The organism is Croceicoccus sp., assembly GCF_983967925.1.
This window is the reverse complement of sequence record NZ_CFETID010000005.1, coordinates 131,022-146,320: the sequence shown is the minus strand read 5'-3', so window position 1 is coordinate 146,320 and position 15,299 is coordinate 131,022. Positions and strand designations below refer to the sequence as shown.

Below are 15,299 nucleotides of genomic sequence, written 5' to 3'. Positions count from 1 at the left end.
CGCAGTTCATGATGGTGTGGCAGCGATAGAGGCGGAAGGGATCCTCCAGCTCGTCCAGACGCTCACCCGTCATCTCGTCGCGGCTGTCGGCCAGCCAGCGATAGGCCTGCAGCAGGATCGCCGGGCCGAGGAACTTGTCCGAATTCCACCAATAGCTGGGGCATGCCGTCGAACAGCAGGCGCACAGGATGCACTCGTAAAGGCCGTCCAGCTTGTTGCGGTCTTCCGGCGACTGCAGACGTTCCTTGCCCGACGGGGTCGGCGTCACGGTCTGCAGCCAAGGACGGATCGAGGCATATTGCGCGTAGAAATGCGTGAAATCGGGGACGAGGTCCTTGATCACATCCATGTGCGGCAGCGGCGTGATACGGATCTCGCCCGAACCGCAATCCTCGATCGCGGTGGTGCAGGCCAGGCCGTTCTTGCCGTTGATGTTCATCGCGCAGGACCCGCAAATGCCTTCGCGGCAAGACCGGCGGAAGGTCAGCGTCGGGTCCATCTCGTTCTTCATCTTGATGATCGCGTCCAGCACCATCGGGCCGCAATCGTCCAGATCGATCTCGAAAATGTCGTAGCGCGGGTTTTCACCGCTGTCGGGATCATAGCGATAGACCTTGAATTTCTTTACCTTGCCGCCAGACGACGAGCCATAGGACTGGCTCTTGCCGGTGATCTTGCTGTTCTTGGGAAGGGTAAAGGTCGCCATGATCGTCGCTTTTCCGTTCTGCGGGGCCGCGATGTCACGCCTTGGCGCGTGTGCGGCCCGGTTCTGCGGTGCGGGTTAGCCAAGCTTGCCGCGCTGCACAAGCGGGGGATGCCATTCTTTAATGGCGATTCCCGCGTCAGGGTTCAAGTTTTGTCCCGTTATCGGCCTGTGCGGACGCCGCTTTCTCCTGCCGGTCGTTCCTGACGAGGATGCGCAGAACGATCCACGCCATCGCGCCCATGGCGATATAATGCACTGCACCACCCAGCGCGACGCCCCACGCGATCCCCTGCGCCCCGCCGGAAGGGGCGAAGGCCAAAATGCCCACAGCAGTCGCCGCCACGGCAAGAAAGCGCGACGTTAGCGACAATTTTGCCCGGCCGGTGGAATCGAGCATGGGTTCGAACGCGACGCTTGCGAGTTCGAAGCTGGCGCCCACGACTAGCGCGATCAGGATCGGTTTGCCCGCCGCGAATTGTTCGCCGCCCAGCAGTTCCAGCAGCAGTCCGCCCGCGACCAGCACGAGCAGCACCACGATCGCGCTTCCCGCACCGGCAAGAATGCTTGTCTGGCGGATCAGCTTGCGGAATTCGTCGAGCGCGGAGGCCACGCGCGCGCGTGCAATCTCGGCATAGGCGGCGCGGGCCAGCAGGGTGGAAAGCTTGGCAAGGCCCTGCGCCAATTGCTGCGCCAGCCGGTACAGGCCCGCCGCGCGCGTACCCACCAGATAGCCCACCGCCAGCAGCGGCCCATTGCGATAGGTCGCCTCCAGCGTGGCGGAGCAGAAGGTGATGATGAAGAAGCGGATCACCCCGGGATTGTCGTTCAGCGCGCCGGTGAAATCCTTCAGATGCGAAAGGCGGATCGATTGCGGGCACAGCCTTCGCGCCATGATCCAGTAGATCAGCGCCTCGAGGATATCGATCGCGGCCCATGCGATCAGGAACCGCGCCAGCGTCGGTTCGGTCAGCCAGATCGCAACCGCCGCGACCAGCCGGCCAAGCGGCACCACCGCCTCTACGTAGACCGCCACGTCGAACCGGTCGAGCGCGCGCACGATGCCCGTCGGCGCCGACACCAGCGCCCAGAGCGAGGCGACATTGAACCAGAACGCCAGATCGACGAGTTCGGGATTGAGGCCCAGCGCATCCGCGAACTGGTAGAACGCCAGATAGGCGATGGCGCAGCCTACAAGCGCGCCGCACACGTCCAGCACGCCCGCCAGCATGCCCAGCCGCCCGAACGCGTCCCAGTTCTTGTGATGCACGTGTTCCGCGCCAAAGCGGACGACGACGCGCCACGTCTGGAACCCGGCGACCGCAATCAGTGCCTGCGATGTACCGAAGATCAGCGAGAAGTGGCCGAAATCCTTGAGCCCCAGCGTGCGCGTCAGGATCGCCAGATAGACCAGCGAGCAGATCGCCCCGAACCCCTTGCCGCCGATCAGCCAGCCAAGATTGGCGAGCATGCGCCCCAGCAATGACCGGTCTTCCAGGGCGACGGGACGTTTACGCTTCATAGAGCGGTGCTTGGCTGAACACGCGCGCAGAGGCAAGCGCGGGCAGGGCGGAACTCACCGACATGCGTGCGGCGGGATGGATTGGTGCGCGGCGCGACGGTGATTGCGGTCTGCGAACGATGCCCCTAAACGGCTCGCCATGATCGAACACGCCATATTGCTCAGCGCCGGCCAGGGCTCGCGCCTGCTGCCGCTGACCGCCGAACGCCCCAAGTGCCTTATCGATTTTTCGGGGCGAACCCTGATCGAATGGCAGATCGAGATGCTGGCACGCGGCGGGGTGAAAAGGATCGACGTGGTGACCGGCTTCAAGACCGACGAGGTCGAGGAAGCGCTGGCGCAGATCGACGATCCGCGCGTGAAGGTGACCTGCCATTTCAATCCATTCTTCAAGGTGGCCGACAATCTGGGATCGTGCTGGATCGTGCGGCACCTGATGAAGGACGACTTCATGATCCTGAACGGCGACACGCTGGTATCCGAAGAGATCGTGAATAAGGTCCAGCAAGGCGCACAGGGTCCGGACGGACCATGGCCCATCGCCGTCACCGTCGACGAGAAAGCCGCCTATGACAGCGACGACATGAAGGTCCTGCGCGAACCCGACGGCCGCCTGTTGCATATCGGCAAGACGCTTGCCGCCGAGGAGACCAATTGCGAATCGATCGGCTTCCTTGCGTTCCGGGGCGAAGGCGTCGAACTGTTCCGCGAGGCCGTGCGCAGCAAGATGCGCGAACGCGACGGGGTCGAGCACTGGTATCTGAAGGTCATCGACACCATCGCGGACAGCGGCAAGGTCGGCACCTGCACGATCACCGGCTCGGAATGGGCCGAGGTCGACTTCCTGACCGATATCGAGAATGCGACTGCACTGACCGACCGCTGGGCCTGACCTGCCGCGTCGCTGCCGGCGCGGGGATCAGGCGAAGCGCGTCTTGAGCGCCGTGACCAGCGAGGCGATCTGATCCTCGTCCAGCGTTACGGCGGTCCCCAGATCGGGCAGCTTTGGCCAGCCAGCATCGGGAAAATCCACGCCCTCGAATTGCCGGCTGCCTTCATAGCGCGGGATGACATGCGCGTGGACATGCGGGTCGACCATCATCAGCATCAGATAATTGATCTTGGCATAGCCGGTGAAATCGCGCAGCGCCCGCTCGATCGCGGTGCTGGCGGCCTTCATTTCGGCATGCGCTTCGGCGGACAGGTCCGACAGCGCCGTCACATCGGACTTGGCCGCAAGGACCAGGCTGCCAAGCGTCGGCTGCGCGGGGCGCAGCAGGACGGTCCAATGCTCGAACTCTGCCACCAGCGTTGCGGGGTAGCCGAATTTGCGCATCGTCTCGTTCATGTCGTGCCTCCTTCAGTCGCGGTGTGGATCAGGCTTCCGACAGCCAGCTGGTCAGCCCGCCGTCGCGGGTGCGCGCAACCTCGGCCTGCAGCAGCCGCACGGCATGGATCGCGCAGGAAATCACCGTCCACCATGCCACCGCGACGATGCCGAAATCGGGTCGGCCAAAGACCATCGCGATCAGCAGGATGATCATATTGGGATTGCGCCGCGCGGTGATCAGGCGAAAGCGCGAATCGAAACGCCGCCACACATGGATGTGCATCCCGCCGTTGCGGCGCATGAACACCCCCTCGATCACGCGCTGCAACACATAGCCGCCGATGATCGCGATCATCACCGAATTGAAGCTCTCGGGCGAAAGCTCCATGCCCCAATAGGCAAGTCCGGTGGCCCAGAACCACCACCAGAAAGGCGGGTGGATCAGGTCGATTCCGTGGTCGAACACATTGCCCCACCAGCTGGAGGTGATGGTGCAGCGCGCCAGCTTGCCGTCCACGGTGTCCAGCACCATGAAGCCGAGGCCAACCGCCATGCCCGCCCAATATTCGCCCCGTGCGAACAGCACCGTTGCCAGCACGCACAGCACCGCGCCGACCGCAGTCACCATGTTTGGCGTGATGCCCATCCTTGCGCACAGCCGAGTGATGACCAGCGCCCATTCGGGCCACAGATATTTGGTGAGGATGTCGGTCACGCCTTTATACGCGCCGAAATAGCTCGCCCGCTCGATCCGCCGGATCGTGTCGGGAAACAGCGCCATCAGGAACGGCGTCTCGCGCTTGCGCAGCTGCTTGTTCTCGATCGTCGGGCTGTTCTCATAGGCCAGCACGGTGAGGTTCCCCGGCACCAGCGCCCTGTCCTCGCGGATCGAGGTGCGGATCGCGTCCGCCTCTTCCTCGCTGCGCGCATGGCCAAGCGCGGGGACATTCCCCATCGTCAGCACAAGGCCGGGGTTTTCCGCGATATGGCGCAGCCAGGCCGGGTCCCAGGCATAGGCATCATGGGCGATCACCAGCGTCGCGCCGTCCGAACCCAGAGCGCTGGCGGCCGCGATCCGCCGCGTCCGTTCGCGATTGGAAAGGCCCCAGATCGGGGTTGGGTTCTCTCCCACGCTCTCGATGGCGACGGGTGGCGCGTTCTTAGTCATCACTCGATCCCCTAGATAGAGCCGCGCCGCTTCGCAACGAAGATTGCTCTCGCCGATCCGGTGGCGCTAAGACAAAGAGGATGGATAACAATATTACTGCCAGCCAGGGCAGCGCGCTGATCCTTGCCGGATCGCGGGCAGAAACGGACCCGCTCGCCTTGTCCGAAGGCGTGGCGCACAAGGCGCTGATCCCGATCGGCGGCATGACGATGCTGGAGCGTGTGCACCGCGCGCTGGCGCAGGCAGGCTATCGCCGGATCTATGTCTCGACCTCGGATGAAGGGGTTCGGCGGCTGGCCGAAGGGCTCGGCGCCATCATCGTGCCTCCCGCCGCCGGGCCCAGCGAAAGCGTGGCGCGCGCCTTCGCCCTATCCGGCGCGCCCCTGCTGGTCACGACTTCCGATCATGCGCTGCTGCGGCCCGAATGGGTGCGGGATTTCCTGATCGATGCGCCCGCCGATTGCGACGTGGCGATGCTACTGGCCGAACGCTCGCTTGTCGAAAAGGCCGTGCCCGATACGAGCCGGACATGGCTGCGCTTTGCCGATGGCGACTGGTCGGGCTGCAACATGTTCCTGCTGAACAGACCCGACGCCGAAAAGGCCCTGCGCCTGTGGAGCGGGGTCGAGGCGGATCGCAAGCGGCCATGGCGCATCGTCCGGCGGCTCGGCATCGGGACCTTGTTCAGCTATGCCCTCGGGCGGCTGAGCCTTGCCGAGGGCGTCCGGCAGCTTGGCAGGCGCAATGGCATTGCCGCCGAAGTGGTCGCCGCGCGCGATGGCGAAGCCGCGGTCGATGTCGACAAGGCCGCCGATCTGGTTCTGGCACGGCGATTGCTGGACCGCCGACAGGAGAGTGAATGATGGGCATGCGCTGCGTGATAGTCGGAGGGTCGGGCGGTATCGGCGCGGCGCTGGTCCGCCATCTGGCCGCGCGGGAACATGTCGAGGCGGTCTATGCGACCGCGCGCGACATGGACGCGGTTCCGGACATTGGCGACGTCGTCGCGGTGCCGCTCGATCTGGGTGACGAGGACAGTATCGCCGCCGCTGCCGAACGCATCACGGGCGATGGTCCGCTCGACCTGGTGATCGTCGCCACTGGCCTGTTGCAGCGCGAGCCAGACGTTGCCCCAGAGAAGAGCTGGCGCGCGCTCGACGGGGCGGCGATGGCAGAGGTATTTCGCGTCAACACTATCGGCCCCGCTCTGGTCGCCAAGCATTTCGTCCCGCATCTGCGCGGCGAGGGAAGGCCGCTTTTCGCGGCGATCTCGGCGCGCGTCGGTTCGATCGGCGACAACAGGCTGGGCGGCTGGCATTCCTATCGCGCATCCAAAGCGGCGCTGAACCAGATCATGCGCAATTTCGCCATCGAACTGGGCCGGCGCAACAAGGGTGCGGTGGTCGTGTCGCTGCATCCCGGCACGGTCGAAACCGCGCTGTCCGAACCGTTCAGCAATAATGTCCCCGACGGCCAGATGTTCACCCCGGACTATTCGGCCCAGTGCCTGCTGTCGGTCATCGACGGGCTGGAAGCGAAGGACAGCGGCGGTTTCTTTGCGTGGGACGGACAACCGATCGAGTTCTAGCGCAACGACCTGAAGTCAAACGAAAAAGGCCGCCCCGAATGGAGCGGCCTTTTGCTTTTGGGCTACCGACTATCAGTTGCCGAAGGTTCGTTGCCACCAGCCGCGGCGGGGCGTCTCGTCAGCGGGTGCTTCGGACGTTTCACCGCTCGACTGGCCGTCGTCGGCAGGCGCTTCCGAGGCGTCGTTGGCTGCCACCGGACCATCGCTTGCGGCGGGTTCGGGGGCCGCTTCGGGTTCGGGTGCGGATGCTTCCGGTTCGGTGGGCGTTTCAGCTTCGGGGGCGGGCGCTTCCTCGACGTCGGCCTTCTTCTTGCGGCGTGCGCGCGGCTTCTTGGGCTTTTCCTCGACCGCACCCTCGTCCGTCGCGGCGGTTTCGGCCTCGGCGGCAGTCCCGGGGTCGGCGTCGCTCGCTTCGGTTGCAGGTTCCGGCGCGGCCTTCTTGCGGGTCCGGCGACGCTTCGGCTTTTCCTCCGCGACCGGCTCCTCGGACGGAGCCTCGGCCTCGGCAGGGCTGTCCTGCGCTTCTACCGCAGCAGGTTCGGCGTTTTCGGCCACAGGCTCAGCCTGCGTGCTTTCATCGTCCTGCCCGCCCTGGTCGCCCGTTTCGTCGCGGCTGTTATCGTCACGGCCATTGTCGTCACGGCCAGACTTGCTCCGACGGCGGCGGCGGCGCTTGCGAGGGGCGTTGTCCTCGTCGCCCGATTCGCCATTGCCGCGATTGCCGGACGAATCCCCAGACGAAACCTGCGTATCGCCATCATCGTCGGCGTCGTCGCCATCGTCATTGTCGGACTGCTGATCGCCGTTCTGCTCGCCATCCTCGCGGCGGCCGCGCTTCCGGCGACCGCCACGGCGTCGGCGGCGCTTGTTGCGGCGCGACTGGCCGTCGTCGTTGTCGTCGTTGTCCGAACGGTTTTCGCTTTCTTCCTGCTCGTCCTCGTCCTCGGGCAGGTAATCGTCTTCCTCGTCGACGATGACCTCGAACTTGGGCGTGCCGGTGGGGCGGGGGCCGGACGAACCGACGCGCATCTTGGCGCCTTCGTCCTCGCCCTCGGGAAGGACTTCGACGTTCACGCCATAGCGGTCCTCGATCTCCTGCAAATCGGCGCGCTTGGCGTTGAGCAGATAGATCGCGGCCTCGGTGCTGGCGTGGAGCGTGATGATCGAACCCTTGCCCTTGGCGGCTTCGTCCTCGATCAGGCGCAGCGCCGACAGGCCCGCGCTGGAGGCGGTGCGGACAAGGCCCGACCCGTCGCAATGCGGACAGGTGCGGGTGGTCGCTTCCAGAACGCCGGTGCGCAGCCGCTGACGGCTCATCTCCATCAGGCCAAAGCCCGAGATGCGGCCGACCTGAATGCGGGCGCGGTCGTTCTTCAGCGCCTCCTTCATGCACTTCTCGACCTTACGGATCGAGCTGTTGTGCTCCATGTCGATGAAGTCGATCACGACCAGACCGGCCATGTCGCGCAGGCGCAACTGGCGCGCGATTTCCTTCGCCGCTTCCATATTGGTGTGCAGCGCGGTCGCCTCGATCCCGTGCTCCTTCGTGGAGCGGCCCGAGTTGATGTCGATCGATACCAGCGCCTCGGTCGGGTTGATGACCAGATAGCCACCCGATTTCAGCTGCACGACCGGATCGTACATCGCCGAAAGCTGGTCTTCCGCGCCATAGCGCTGGAACAGCGGGACGGGGTCGGCGTATTGCTTCACCCGGCGCGCATGGCTGGGCATCAGCAGCTTCATGAATTCCTTGGCGGATTTGTAGCCTTCCGGCCCCTCGACCACCACTTCCTCGATCTCGCGGTTATAGATGTCGCGGATCGCACGCTTGATCAGGTCGCTGTCCGAATGAATCAGCGCGGGCGCGCTCGACTTCATCGTGTTCTCGCGGATCTCGTCCCACAGGCGGGCAAGATAGTCGAAGTCGCGCTTGATCTCGGTCTTGGTGCGCTGAAGGCCCGCGGTGCGCACGATGCAGCCCATCGACTTGGGCAGGCTCATCTCCGCGACGATCTGCTTCAGACGCTTGCGATCGGCGGCGCTGGAAATCTTGCGCGAAATGCCGCCGCCGTGGCTGGAATTGGGCATCAGCACGCAATAGCGGCCCGCCAGCGACAGATAGGTGGTCAGCGCCGCACCCTTGTTGCCGCGCTCTTCCTTGACGACCTGCACCAGCAGGACCTGACGGCGCTGGATGACGTCCTGGATCTTGTACCGGCGGCGCAGCGCAAGACGCTTGGCGCGCGCTTCGTCGGCGGCCTTGGAGCGAGTGCCGCCCCCGCCGCGATTGCCCTGACGGCGACCGCGGCCACGGCCACGACCGCGCGAACGATTGCCGTTCTCGTCGCCATTGTCGCCGTTATCGCCATTGTCGTCGTCGGAATTGTCGCCAGAGACCGAACCGTCCTCGATGGTGGAGACCTCGTTCGATTCCTCGTCGCCGACATCCTCGACCCCGTCTTCGCCGGCCATTTCGCCCGCGAACGCATCGCTGCCTTCGTCGTCGTTGCCGTCGTCGTCGAAATGCTGGCCGTCGTCGGAATCCTCGTCCTCGGCGCGCAGACGTGCCTCTTCCTCGGCATGCTCCTGCTCTGCGGCGAGCAGCGCGTCGCGGTCTTCCTTGGGGATCTGGTAATAGTCGGGATGGATCTCGCTAAAGGCGAGGAAGCCATGCCGGTTGCCGCCGAAATCGACGAAGGCGGCCTGCAACGAGGGTTCGACCCTCGTCACCTTTGCCAGATATATATTGCCTTTTATCTGCTTGTGTTCAGCCGATTCGAAATCGAATTCTTCAATCCGGTTGCCTTTGAGCACCGCCACCCGCGTTTCTTCCGGGTGGCGCGCATCGATTAGCATGCGCGTTGTCATTCATGGATCTCCAGACGCGCGACGCTGCAGCCGACCGCGAGCGGCGGGCAGCAGGGTTGGCGCGACATTTCAGTAAGGTGCGCGCGGCACGAACGGGCAAAGTCCTGCAGTCCGGCGCAAAAAGGTAATAGCCGGCATGGCGCGCAATGGGGCGCGATGACGGCGGCGAAAAGCTTGTAACGGAACGACCTGGCGCAAACGCGCCGAAAACGACGATGCCAGCGGCCCTGCAAGACAGGGTGGTCGCCGCAATCATCGTGTTCCTGACCATATCCATCAATTCCAATCCGGGCCCGGACATGTATCCGGGCTGCGCCCATCGCGGTATGACGATGCTGCTGACCGGCCTGTAAGTCGGCAAGGTCCGCAATCTGGTCGTTCCGGCGAGTCAGCGCCAAAGTCGGAAGATATTGGCCGGTATCGAGCGCTCGTCGGCCCTTCTCGAGAGCCGCCGGCCAAGGGGGCCGACTTGCGATGCACCGGATATCCGAACCATCCGACGAATGCGACGCTAGCACCCGCCTGCGGGTTCGGCAATAAAAAGCCTTCGGGCCAGTGGAACATTCGTGCGCGTGACGGGTGTTTGCGCGGCATTTCCGCCACGCGTTGGTCACGCACGGGGTCGCTCGCTGCGAAAATCCGGGAATAGAACGTGCTTGCGCAGACGCTGGACTCTTGTCGGGCGGGGGCGGGACGGGCAATCCGGGCACAATGGAACAGACCGTGCTGCAACTGCAGGCCGAAAACACGCGCCGCTGGCCGCTGATCGGCGGTGCGGTTTGCGCTGCTCTGGCTTTGGGCGCGGCGGCAGGGTTGCTGCTGGCCGATCTGTTTCCTGCTGGCGGACGCGGCGATGCGCTGGTCAGCATGGCGCTTCCCGAAACGCGCGCTGCCGCTCTGCCTCGCATCAGCGCGGGCCGGGCTGGCGACGAGGCGCCGCTGGTGGTGATCGACGCCGGACATGGCGGCTTCGATCCGGGCGCGACCGGTCCGGACGGCATCGCGGAAAAGGATGTCGTGCTGCCCATCGCGCGTGACCTGCGCGAACGATTGCTGGAACTGGGCGCGGTCAGGGTGGCGCTGACGCGTGAGGACGATCGCTTCCTGCCGCTGGAAGCGCGAGTCGCCCTGGCGGAATCGCTTGAGCCAGACATCTTCGTCTCGATCCACGCCGACAGCGCGCCGGTAGAGGAAGCGCAGGGCGCCAATGTCTATGTGCTCGCCCCGCGCGCCAGCGATTCCGAGGCATTGGCGCTCGCGCGCTCGTTCGGCGGCGAGGGCGATGCCAGCCTCGACGAAGCCGCGATGGGAGATGTCGAGGCGGTACTGGCCGAGCTTGCCCGGCGCGAAGTGACCTTGGGTTCTGCGCGCATCGCGGACAGGCTGGAGAATAGGGTCAGGCGCGCGATGCCGGTGCACGGACGTTTCCGGCGCGGCGCGAATCTGGTCGTGCTGCGGTCGGCGCAGATGCCGTCGCTGTTGTTCGAGGCCGGATATATCAGCAACCCCGACGATGCCGCCCGCATCGCCAGCGCGGAGGGACGGAAAGCGATCGTCAACGCGCTTGCCGCGGCCATCACCGCAGGGCTGCTCGCGCCCAGTCCTTAGCCGGCCCGTCGCTAGCTTATCCCCATTCATCGTATCGTCAGGTCCTTTCGTCTTTTCTCTTGCGCAAATGCCATGCTAGTGCCGCCCCGATCATGAGCCCCACCGAGCAATCCCCCTCCATCGCCGGACGCATCGGAAGCGGTTTTGCCGCTGCCCGGTCCGGTTTCGCCCGGCGCTGGCGCGAGAGCCGGCTGTTCAAGGCGCTGGCCATTCTGGTGATCGCCGGGATGCTGGTGTTCGCGGCCGGTTACGCATGGCTGGGGGCGGGGCTGCCATCGGCCGACCGGCTGCTGACCTATCAACCTGCCTTGCCCACCATGGTGCGCGGCGCGGATGGCGAGATCGTCAACAGCTATGCGCGCGAACGGCGCGTTCAGCTGCGCTATGTCGATTTTCCCGAGCAGATGCAGAACGCGTTCCTGGCGGCAGAGGACAAGACGTTCTGGACCCATGGCGGCGTCGATGTCGGCGGTCTTGCGGGCGCGGTCGTCGATTACGTGTCCAAGATGGGATCGGGAGAGCGCGCCAAGGGCGGCTCGACCATTACCCAGCAGGTGGCCAAGAACATCCTTGTGGGCGATGAATATTCGGTCACCCGCAAGCTGAAGGAAATGATCCTCGCCCAGCGGATCGAGGGAGTCCTGAGCAAGGAGCAGATCCTCGAGCTCTATCTGAACGAGATCCCGCTTGGCCGGCAGAGTTTCGGCGTGCAGGCCGCCGCGCGCGCCTATTTCGACAAGGACGTGAACGAGCTGGAGCTGCACGAGGCGGCGTTCCTTGCGATCCTGCCCAAGGCGCCCGAACGCTATGGCCGCAGCCAGTACCGCGACATGGCGATAGCGCGGCGCAACTATGTGCTGGACCAGATGGTCGACAATGGCTGGGCGAGCGAGGCCGAAGCCCGTGCCGCCAAGGCGCAGCCGCTCGGCCTCGTCCAGCGCCGCCGCGAAAGCTATGACCCTGCAGGCGGCTATTTCATCGAGGAAGTGCGCCGCCGCCTGCTCGACATGTATGGCGAGAAGGCCGAGGACGGGCCGAATTCGGTCTATGCGGGCGGGCTGTGGGTGCGCACCTCGCTCGACATGGAAATGCAGAAGGCGGCGCGCAAGGCACTGCGCGCCGGACTGATGCGCTATCACGGAACACGCGGCTGGACCGGCCCGATCGCGACCGTGAACATGGACGAGAACTGGCAGACCCAGCTGATCGTTTCGAACCTTGCCATCGACTACCAGGACTGGCGCGTTGGCGTGGTGACCGAGCGCAGCGGCAGCAATGCGCAGATCGGCTTTAGCGACGGCGAGACCTTTCCGCTGGGCAATCTGCCCGATGCGCTGAAGGCGGGCGATGTGATCGTCGCGTCACCGGACGGTTCGGGCTGGCGGGTGCGCACCATTCCCGAGGTGTCGGGCGGGCTGGTCGTGCAGAACCCGCAGACCGGCCGCGTGCTGGCGATGCAGGGCGGTTTCGATTCGCGCCTCGGCAGTTTCAACCGCGCCACGCAGGCGGAGCGCCAGCCGGGATCGACCATCAAGCCCTTCGTCTATGCGACCGGCCTCGATCAGGGCATGACGCCCGCGACGCTGGTCACCGACGGTCCGTTCTGCGTCTATCAGGGCGCGGCGCTGGGCGAGAAATGCTTCCGCAACTTTGGCAATACCCGCGGCGCGGGCGAGCAGACGATGCGCTGGGGGCTGGAACAGTCGCGCAATCTGATGACCGTCCATATCGCGAACGATTCGGGCATGAACAACGTTATCGACACGTTCCAGCGGGTCGGCATTGGCAGCTATGACCCCTATCTGGCGTTCGCGCTGGGTGCGGGCGATACGACGGTGCTGCAGATGGTGAACGCCTATAGCGCGCTCGCCAGTCATGGCCGCCAGTACGAGGCTTCGGTCATCGACTATGTGCAGGACAAGAACGGCAAGGTGATCTGGCGCGCGGACAAGCGTCGCTGCGGTCGCTGCAACATGGATGAATGGGACGGCAAGCCGATGCCGCGCCTTGCCGAAGCAGGCAAGCAGGTGATGGACGCAGGCACCGCCTATCAGGTCGTTCACATGCTGGAAGGCGTGGTGCAGCGCGGCACGGCGACCCGGCTGCGCGATCTTGACCTGCCGCTGTTTGGAAAGACCGGCACCACCTCGGGCCCGACCAATGCCTGGTTCATGGGCGGTTCGGCCGATCTGGTCGCGGGCGTCTATGTCGGTTTCGACCAGCCGCGCAACCTGGGCGGATGGGTGCAGGGCGGCAATACCGCGGCGCCGATCATCAAGGAACTGATCCAGGACACCAAGGCTCGCTGGCCCACGACCCCGGTGCAGGCGCCCGACGGCATTCGCATGGTCCGCATTGACCGCCGCAGCGGCAAAAGGGTGTTCGAGGGCTGGCCTTCGCTGACCGAATATGTGCCATCCACCATCTGGGAAGCGTTCAAGCCCGACACCGAACCGCGCCGTTCGCTCGACCGCCAGACGCTTGAGGAAAGGCGCATGGCCGCGCTCGCCGCGATCCGCGCGGCACGGGCCGAACGCAGCGCAGCGGTCAGCAATGATGCGGTCGCGATCGACGATACTTTCCTCGAAGATCAGGGCGGCATTTACTGAGCCGAAATAGGGGCCTAAGAAGAGCCCATGAAAAATCGCATCATATCGAGCGTTCTGACGGGCGCGCTGGTCCTCTCCGCACTGGCCGCCGGCCCTGCATCCGCCTCGCTTCCCAAGGGGGCCACTGCGCCGCAGGTGTCCACGACGGGCGCACGGGCGGGCAAGGCGTTCACCTTCAACCTTGCGAATGCGCTGAAGAAGGGGCCGGTCGTGCTCTATTTCTTCCCCAAGGCGTTCACGCAGGGCTGCACGCTGGAAGCGCGCGCCTTTGCCGAGGCGATGCCGCAGTTCAAGGCCGCGGGCGCACAGGTCGTGGGCATGTCCGCAGACGATGTCGAAACGCTGAAGAAATTCTCGACCGAGGAATGCCGCGATGCGTTCCCGGTGGCGCGCGCCACCCCGGCGACGATCAAGGCCTATGACGTGGTGCTCAACAGGGGCGACGATACTGCCGCGCTGATGAGCGACCGCACATCCTATGTCATCGCGCCTGACGGCAAGATCGTGATGGTCCATTCGGACGGCGACTGGCGCGAACATGTCTCGCGCACTCTGGCGGCGGTTCGCGCACTCAAGAGCTGACGAAGCCGTTCGGCAGGCAAATCCGGCTCTCGCTCTCTGGCGTGATACGCCACTGGGCGCACCGGTCTGCCGGTCGTTTTCCCATTGCGCAGAACTGCATTGCGCTCTTTCACATTTCGGGACCCTTCGCTAAGCGGGCGCAAGTCCGGGGGCATGGGGCCCTCACAGGAGAAGTTTCATGCGTGCCGAAGGGCAGGCTCTTGTCGATCGTATCGAGGCATCGCTTGCGCTGATCCGCCGGTCGCTGGACTGGGATCAGGCGCTGCGCCGCCTCGACGAACTCAGTGCGCGGGTCGAGGATCCGAACCTGTGGAACGACCCCAAGCAGGCGCAGGCAATTACGCGCGAGCAGAAGCAGCTGGGCGACGCCGTCAAGGCGGTGAACGAGATCAGCGCCGAGATGTCGGATGCGGTCGAATTCGTCGAGATGGGCGATGCCGAGGGTGACGACAGCGTGGTCAAAGACGGTCTGAACAGCCTGACCGCGCTGGCCGAACGGGCGGACCGCGACAAGGTGGGCGCCCTGCTTTCGGGCGAGGCCGATGGCTATGACACCTATCTTGAAGTGCACGCAGGCGCTGGCGGCACCGAAAGCCAGGACTGGGCCGAGATGCTGCAACGCATGTACGCCCGCTGGGCCGAACGGCGCGGCTTCAAGGTCGAGGTCGTCGATTACAGCGCGGGCGAACAGGCCGGGATCAAGAGCGCGACGCTGCTGATCAAGGGCGAGAACGCCTATGGCTATGCCAAGACCGAGAGCGGCGTGCACCGATTGGTGCGCATCAGCCCGTATGACAGCAGCGCACGGCGGCATACCTCGTTCAGCTCGGTCTGGGTCTATCCGGTGATCGACGACGACATCGAGATCGAGATCAATCCCGCCGACCTCAAGATCGACACCTATCGCGCATCGGGCGCGGGCGGGCAGCACGTCAACACGACCGACTCCGCAGTCCGCATCACCCACCAGCCGACCGGCATCGTCGTCGCCAGCCAGAACGACCGTTCGCAGCACAAGAACCGCGCCACCGCGATGAACATGCTGAAGGCGCGCCTTTACGAAAAGGAACTGGCGGAGCGCGAGGCCGCGGCATCGGGCGAATACCAGGCCAAGACCGAGATCGGCTGGGGCCACCAGATCCGCTCCTACGTGCTGCAGCCGTATCAGCAGGTTAAGGACCTGCGCACCGGCCACATCTCGACCAATCCATCCGACGTGCTCGACGGTGCGCTGGATCCCTTTATCACCGCCGCGCTCGCGCAGCGCGTGACGGGCGAGAAGGTGGACGTGGAGGACGACGATTGATCCATCGGGTCGCCC

13 protein-coding genes are annotated in these 15,299 nt (G+C 64.9%); 8 read left to right on the top strand and 5 right to left on the bottom strand.

From position 1 onward, the window contains the following. Both AC4FIJ_RS05040 and AC4FIJ_RS05035 read right to left on the bottom strand, forming a co-directional pair. On the bottom strand, positions 1 to 706 hold a 706-nt coding region (locus AC4FIJ_RS05040), incomplete at its 3' end, for a succinate dehydrogenase iron-sulfur subunit (RefSeq protein WP_490335630.1). A gap of 136 nt (positions 707 to 842) precedes the next feature. After that, the gene (locus AC4FIJ_RS05035; RefSeq protein ID WP_490335629.1) at positions 843 to 2,225 is read right to left on the bottom strand and encodes a lipopolysaccharide biosynthesis protein; all 1,383 of its coding nucleotides are present in this window, start codon (positions 2,223 to 2,225) and stop codon (positions 843 to 845) included. Positions 2,226 to 2,364: 139 nt separating this feature from the next. Between AC4FIJ_RS05035 and AC4FIJ_RS05030 the strand changes: the two genes are divergently transcribed. Continuing rightward, positions 2,365 to 3,117 carry a phosphocholine cytidylyltransferase family protein gene (locus tag AC4FIJ_RS05030; RefSeq protein ID WP_490335628.1) on the top strand — a complete coding sequence of 251 codons (753 nt, stop codon included), beginning with the start codon at positions 2,365 to 2,367 and terminating at the stop codon, positions 3,115 to 3,117. 27 nt (positions 3,118 to 3,144) lie between these two features. Here AC4FIJ_RS05030 and AC4FIJ_RS05025 read toward each other — a convergent pair whose 3' ends face one another. Then, the gene (locus tag AC4FIJ_RS05025; RefSeq protein ID WP_490335627.1) at positions 3,145 to 3,573 is read right to left on the bottom strand and encodes an HIT family protein; all 429 of its coding nucleotides are present in this window, start codon (positions 3,571 to 3,573) and stop codon (positions 3,145 to 3,147) included. 28 nt (positions 3,574 to 3,601) lie between these two features. After that, positions 3,602 to 4,723 carry a CDP-alcohol phosphatidyltransferase family protein gene (locus tag AC4FIJ_RS05020; protein WP_490335626.1) on the bottom strand — a complete coding sequence of 374 codons (1,122 nt, stop codon included), beginning with the start codon at positions 4,721 to 4,723 and terminating at the stop codon, positions 3,602 to 3,604. An 80-nt stretch (positions 4,724 to 4,803) separates the two neighbouring features. On the opposite strand from AC4FIJ_RS05020, the gene AC4FIJ_RS05015 reads away from it, so the two are divergent. Both AC4FIJ_RS05015 and AC4FIJ_RS05010 read left to right on the top strand, forming a co-directional pair. Then, positions 4,804 to 5,586: a nucleotidyltransferase family protein gene (locus tag AC4FIJ_RS05015; protein ID WP_490335625.1), complete on the top strand. Its 783-nt coding sequence runs from the start codon at positions 4,804 to 4,806 to the stop codon at positions 5,584 to 5,586. Further along, entirely contained in the window at positions 5,583 to 6,311 is a 729-nt protein-coding gene (locus AC4FIJ_RS05010) for an SDR family NAD(P)-dependent oxidoreductase (RefSeq protein ID WP_490335624.1), read from the top strand. Before AC4FIJ_RS05015 ends, AC4FIJ_RS05010 begins: the two co-directional genes overlap by 4 nt. A gap of 72 nt (positions 6,312 to 6,383) precedes the next feature. Here the strand turns inward: AC4FIJ_RS05010 and AC4FIJ_RS05005 are convergent, their stop codons facing one another. Beyond that, positions 6,384 to 9,179: an Rne/Rng family ribonuclease gene (locus AC4FIJ_RS05005; protein WP_490335623.1), complete on the bottom strand. Its 2,796-nt coding sequence runs from the start codon at positions 9,177 to 9,179 to the stop codon at positions 6,384 to 6,386. A 146-nt stretch (positions 9,180 to 9,325) separates the two neighbouring features. On the opposite strand from AC4FIJ_RS05005, the gene AC4FIJ_RS05000 reads away from it, so the two are divergent. The 5 genes from AC4FIJ_RS05000 to prfB all read left to right on the top strand — a co-directional run bounded on the left by AC4FIJ_RS05000 (position 9,326) and on the right by prfB (position 15,284). After that, a complete protein-coding gene (locus AC4FIJ_RS05000; RefSeq protein WP_490335622.1) occupies positions 9,326 to 9,532 on the top strand; it encodes a hypothetical protein in 207 nt (68 codons plus the stop codon). A 358-nt stretch (positions 9,533 to 9,890) separates the two neighbouring features. Beyond that, positions 9,891 to 10,787, top strand: coding sequence for an N-acetylmuramoyl-L-alanine amidase family protein (locus AC4FIJ_RS04995; RefSeq protein WP_490335621.1), 897 nt, complete (start codon positions 9,891 to 9,893; stop codon positions 10,785 to 10,787). Between the two features lie 92 nt (positions 10,788 to 10,879). Beyond that, the gene (locus tag AC4FIJ_RS04990) at positions 10,880 to 13,396 is read left to right on the top strand and encodes a penicillin-binding protein 1A (protein WP_490335620.1); all 2,517 of its coding nucleotides are present in this window, start codon (positions 10,880 to 10,882) and stop codon (positions 13,394 to 13,396) included. 27 nt (positions 13,397 to 13,423) lie between these two features. Then, the gene (locus AC4FIJ_RS04985) at positions 13,424 to 13,978 is read left to right on the top strand and encodes a peroxiredoxin (protein WP_490335619.1); all 555 of its coding nucleotides are present in this window, start codon (positions 13,424 to 13,426) and stop codon (positions 13,976 to 13,978) included. Between the two features lie 178 nt (positions 13,979 to 14,156). Beyond that, positions 14,157 to 15,284, top strand: coding sequence for a peptide chain release factor 2 (gene prfB, locus AC4FIJ_RS04980; protein WP_490335618.1), 1,128 nt, complete (start codon positions 14,157 to 14,159; stop codon positions 15,282 to 15,284). The last annotated feature ends 15 nt before the right edge of the window (positions 15,285 to 15,299 follow it).

Coding starts and splice junctions, on each gene's coding strand:
- AC4FIJ_RS05035 (WP_490335629.1), bottom strand. CDS start 2,225: ATGAAGCGTAAACGTCCCGTCGCCCTGGAAGACCGGTCATTGCTGGGG.
- AC4FIJ_RS05030 (WP_490335628.1), top strand. CDS start 2,365: ATGATCGAACACGCCATATTGCTCAGCGCCGGCCAGGGCTCGCGCCTG.
- AC4FIJ_RS05025 (WP_490335627.1), bottom strand. CDS start 3,573: ATGAACGAGACGATGCGCAAATTCGGCTACCCCGCAACGCTGGTGGCA.
- AC4FIJ_RS05020 (WP_490335626.1), bottom strand. CDS start 4,723: ATGACTAAGAACGCGCCACCCGTCGCCATCGAGAGCGTGGGAGAGAAC.
- AC4FIJ_RS05015 (WP_490335625.1), top strand. CDS start 4,804: ATGGATAACAATATTACTGCCAGCCAGGGCAGCGCGCTGATCCTTGCC.
- AC4FIJ_RS05010 (WP_490335624.1), top strand. CDS start 5,583: ATGATGGGCATGCGCTGCGTGATAGTCGGAGGGTCGGGCGGTATCGGC.
- AC4FIJ_RS05005 (WP_490335623.1), bottom strand. CDS start 9,179: ATGACAACGCGCATGCTAATCGATGCGCGCCACCCGGAAGAAACGCGG.
- AC4FIJ_RS05000 (WP_490335622.1), top strand. CDS start 9,326: ATGGGGCGCGATGACGGCGGCGAAAAGCTTGTAACGGAACGACCTGGC.
- AC4FIJ_RS04995 (WP_490335621.1), top strand. CDS start 9,891: ATGGAACAGACCGTGCTGCAACTGCAGGCCGAAAACACGCGCCGCTGG.
- AC4FIJ_RS04990 (WP_490335620.1), top strand. CDS start 10,880: ATGAGCCCCACCGAGCAATCCCCCTCCATCGCCGGACGCATCGGAAGC.
- AC4FIJ_RS04985 (WP_490335619.1), top strand. CDS start 13,424: ATGAAAAATCGCATCATATCGAGCGTTCTGACGGGCGCGCTGGTCCTC.
- prfB (WP_490335618.1), top strand. CDS start 14,157: ATGCGTGCCGAAGGGCAGGCTCTTGTCGATCGTATCGAGGCATCGCTT.